This window comes from Mycetocola sp., assembly GCF_025464835.1.
Classification (GTDB): domain Bacteria; phylum Actinomycetota; class Actinomycetes; order Actinomycetales; family Microbacteriaceae; genus Mycetocola_A.
The window spans coordinates 1-3,428 of the sequence record NZ_JAODMP010000035.1 but is presented as its reverse complement, the minus strand read 5'-3'; the positions used below and the strand labels follow the sequence as shown (position 1 = coordinate 3,428).

Annotated in this window: 3 protein-coding genes; all 3 read right to left on the bottom strand. The window is 62.7% G+C overall.

Features of this window, described 5'->3' with window-relative positions; genetic code table 11:
- Positions 1-193: 193 nt before the first annotated feature.
- The 3 genes from JWP90_RS04670 to JWP90_RS04660 all read right to left on the bottom strand — a co-directional run bounded on the left by JWP90_RS04670 (position 194) and on the right by JWP90_RS04660 (position 3,246).
- Positions 194-1,081 carry a hypothetical protein gene (locus JWP90_RS04670; RefSeq protein ID WP_297360356.1) on the bottom strand — a complete coding sequence of 296 codons (888 nt, stop codon included), beginning with the start codon at positions 1,079-1,081 and terminating at the stop codon, positions 194-196.
- Between the two features lie 72 nt (positions 1,082-1,153).
- A complete protein-coding gene (locus JWP90_RS04665) occupies positions 1,154-1,756 on the bottom strand; it encodes a low molecular weight phosphatase family protein (protein ID WP_297360353.1) in 603 nt (200 codons plus the stop codon).
- Between the two features lie 2 nt (positions 1,757-1,758).
- Positions 1,759-3,246, bottom strand: a complete 1,488-nt coding sequence (locus tag JWP90_RS04660; RefSeq protein ID WP_367182669.1) for a polysaccharide biosynthesis tyrosine autokinase — start codon at positions 3,244-3,246, stop codon at positions 1,759-1,761.
- Positions 3,247-3,428: the final 182 nt, after the last annotated feature.

Here is a 3,428-nt window from a genome sequence, read left to right as displayed (position 1 = left end):
AGCACGATTGCGAGGATCACTAAACCGAAGAGAGCGTTCCAGCCGATCTCCGCCAGCATGAACTCGTAACGGAAGACAACGGCGAGCACGAGTGCTCCGGCCCAGGCAACGGCGTCGAGCACGAACTGCGCCCCGAAACGCACAAGGGGCACCTCACCGTTTCGCTTTTCGGGATCAGGTTCTATATCAGGCTTCAGTTCCACGTCTCTCCCCCATCAGTCGAACGTAAAAAGTGCTCGCCCGCCCAGAGCCACAGTGTGTCGTCATCCGCCACGGCCAGCGACGTTTGACCGTCTGGCGATCCGTCCCCCGAGCACCCCACGGCCGCGCTGGGGAGCCCGTCGGCCAGCGCGACGACGGAGACTCCGGCACAATCGGCTTGCGCAGCAACGGCCACGACATAGCCGCCGTTCGACGCGTCAATAGCAACCGCGCCGGATACGGAGATCACCGTCGACCACTTCGCACCGGCATCGCTGGTCTCAAACAGTGCTTGGTCGGCACAAAGCACGAGAGCCTCCGACGATGACCGGGGCGCCACTGCGACGACTGATCCGCATGGCCCGGGTATGGTGCCGTAGGGCGAGTGAACGTTGGCACGGTCAGCAGGGCCCACGTACCAATACGAACCGAGGTTGGAGGTATAGTCCTCCCACGCTTCTCCGGCCACAAATGTGCGAAGGAGTTGCGGCGAACACTCATCGTCGAGCGTCACAACGTGTGCTTCAGTCGAAGAAGCGGGAACGAGCCGAACGAGAGTATTGGCGTCGGTAGTGCCCGCAGGGTCTACAACTTCCCAGCTCTCGCCACCGTCGACCGTGTACTCGAGTTCTGACTGGCCGTCGGGACAAGAACCCACGACACCGCGCCAGGCCACGTCGGCATTGATTGCGGCGAGCAGGCGTTGCGGCACCGCGGCGGTGGGGGCGACGGTGGGCGCAGGAGCGCCGGATTCACTGGGGACCGCAGATAACCCCGGGGACTCTAGAGCCAGTTCGCCCGCTGCGGTAGGCGAGCGATTGCCGTTGAGAGCAAGCGCGACAAGTGCGATGTCGAGCACGAGGAAAAGGCCAATCGCCACGATCCACCCACGACGAGGCAGTCCGTGGCCCTGCGGGCGACGGACCAACGCTCGATTGGACGCCACAGCTTTCTAAGCCGCTGTCGCAGCGCGGTTGAACAAGGTGAGCGCACCCTGTACGGCCGGAAGCAGTTGCTGCCCAGAAAGCGTGTACACGTCGTCAGAGCGTCGGTACGGATCGACAACGTCGTCATCGTCCGCATTTTGCAACGGTGTGACCATCCCCCGCAGTGAAGCCGTCGCTTCGACGGCCGCTGCGAAGCGACCCACAACATCCTCGCGCGGCAGCAACGCCGCATCCGTCAGATCCGCGTCAGTGATCTCGGCTGCGATTCTCGCGAACTCCCGGATTGTGAAGGTGTAGCGGGAGGCGCGTGGGTGAAGCTGCACGATGGCACGGCGGTGCTCGCGAGACATCGCAAACACCACGTCCGCTTCGCGGATCTGCTGCTCGTTGAGTTCTCGAGCGACGTGATCAGCGGCATCCGTGACACCGAAACTGACGGCAAGGTTGACGGCGCGCTGGTCCATCGGTTCGCCGACCAGGCCCACGGTGCCCGCACTGGTCACGGTGATGCCGGGATAGGCACTCAGGCCTGCTCGCAAGAGCTGCTCGGCCATCGGTGACCGGCAGATGTTGCCGGAGCAGACGGTGAGAATCCGGAAGTCGGCCACTGCTACTCCATCCTCGCTTCGCGGAGCGCCCGTCGCCCTCTCACGACAGCTTTCTTGCCGGCTTTTTTGCCGACGACATGATCCGCGGTGGGCTCTACCTCGTCGAACTTGCCGTAGCTGTATTGCCCGTAGGCGTAGGAATCGGGCCCCTTAGTGGGCAGCATGGTGACCACGACGCCGGCCAGGTTGCTGCCGATGCTCTCGAGAGTCCGAACCGCTGCCGCGAGTTCGTTCTTCTTCGTGCGTCCAGAAGCCGCGACCATGATCACGCCACCGGTGAGTTTGGAAATGACTGCAGCATCAGTGACCAGCAGCAGCGGCGGCGCGTCTATGAGAACGAAATCGAACTGATCGGTCAATGACGTGAGCACCCGCTTCATCGCGGCGGAGCCCAGCAGCTCGCTCGGGTTCGGCGGTACGCGACCGCTCGGCAAGGCGTATAGCTTGCCGCGGCCCCACTTCTGAAGTACATCGGCCAGTTCAGCGCGCCCGATCAGGACGTCGGTCAGGCCGACGCCACCTTCGATGCCCATGTAATCTGCGACTCTCGGCAGACGAAGATCACCGTCGACGAGTGCGACGGACGCTCCCGTTTCGGCAAGCGCGATGGCAAGGTTCGCGGTCGTGGTGCTCTTGCCTTCACCAGGGATTGAACTGGTGATGACGAAGCTGCGTGGGCCCTTCTCCAGGTTGACGAACTGGAGGTTGGTGCGGAGGCTTCGAAAGGATTCGGCTCGCGGGCTGCGAGGGTCGACGTGGACGACGAGAGGACGCTTCTTCGCGTCAGGGTCTAGCGCGATGCCACCGAGGATCGAGGCATCCGTCACCTGCTCGATGTCGTGCGAGCTATGGATACGGGTGTCGAGGACGCTGCGAAGCACAGCGACGCCCAGCCCGACCGCGAGGCCGAGGAGGAAACCAAGGATGATGTTGAGCTGGACGTTGGGGCTCGACGGACTCGTCGGAGTCACAGCAGGCTGGATCGTCTCAATCTTCACCGGGCTGGCGGTTTCACCTTCCGGCTTCTCAAGCTGGTTGGTGACGACGTCTGCGAACGTGACGCCGACCGAATTGGCGATGGCCGCAGCCTGCACTGGGTCGGTGTTCGTGACGGTGACGTCGATGAGAACGGTGTTCAAAGGCGAGCTCGCAGCGATGGTGGGCGCGAGCTGCTGAGCGGTCATGTCGAGGCCGAGTTCGTCGATGACCCTGTCGAGCACGAGGGCGCTGTTCACGACGTCGACATAGGACGTGACGGCCTGGCGCGCGAAGCTTGTTCCCTGCACGAGGTCGCCGGTCGCAGCGCCTTCAGACGCACGCACAGACACATACAGCTGCGTCGTCGACTGGTACTTCGGAGCGAGGGTCAGTGAGTATGCGGCAGCCGCGCCAACACCGAGCAAGGTGCAGGCGACGATAAGAATCCAGCTTTTGTGCAGAATTCTTACGTAGTCCTTGAGCTCCACGAGTCCCCCCAATAGCAATGTCAATACGTAGACACGTTTGCCTAGCTTTGCATATGCTTGTGGATCCGTTCGACGGACCCACGCGTGTTGAGCGCATTGTTCAGCCTTCAGGGCTGCGAGAACCGCCAAACTGCGTATCGGAGCGATTGACGCCGTGACCCTTTATGGGTGAGTTGCAGAACCTTCTCGTGCGCCTGGAGCGCTCG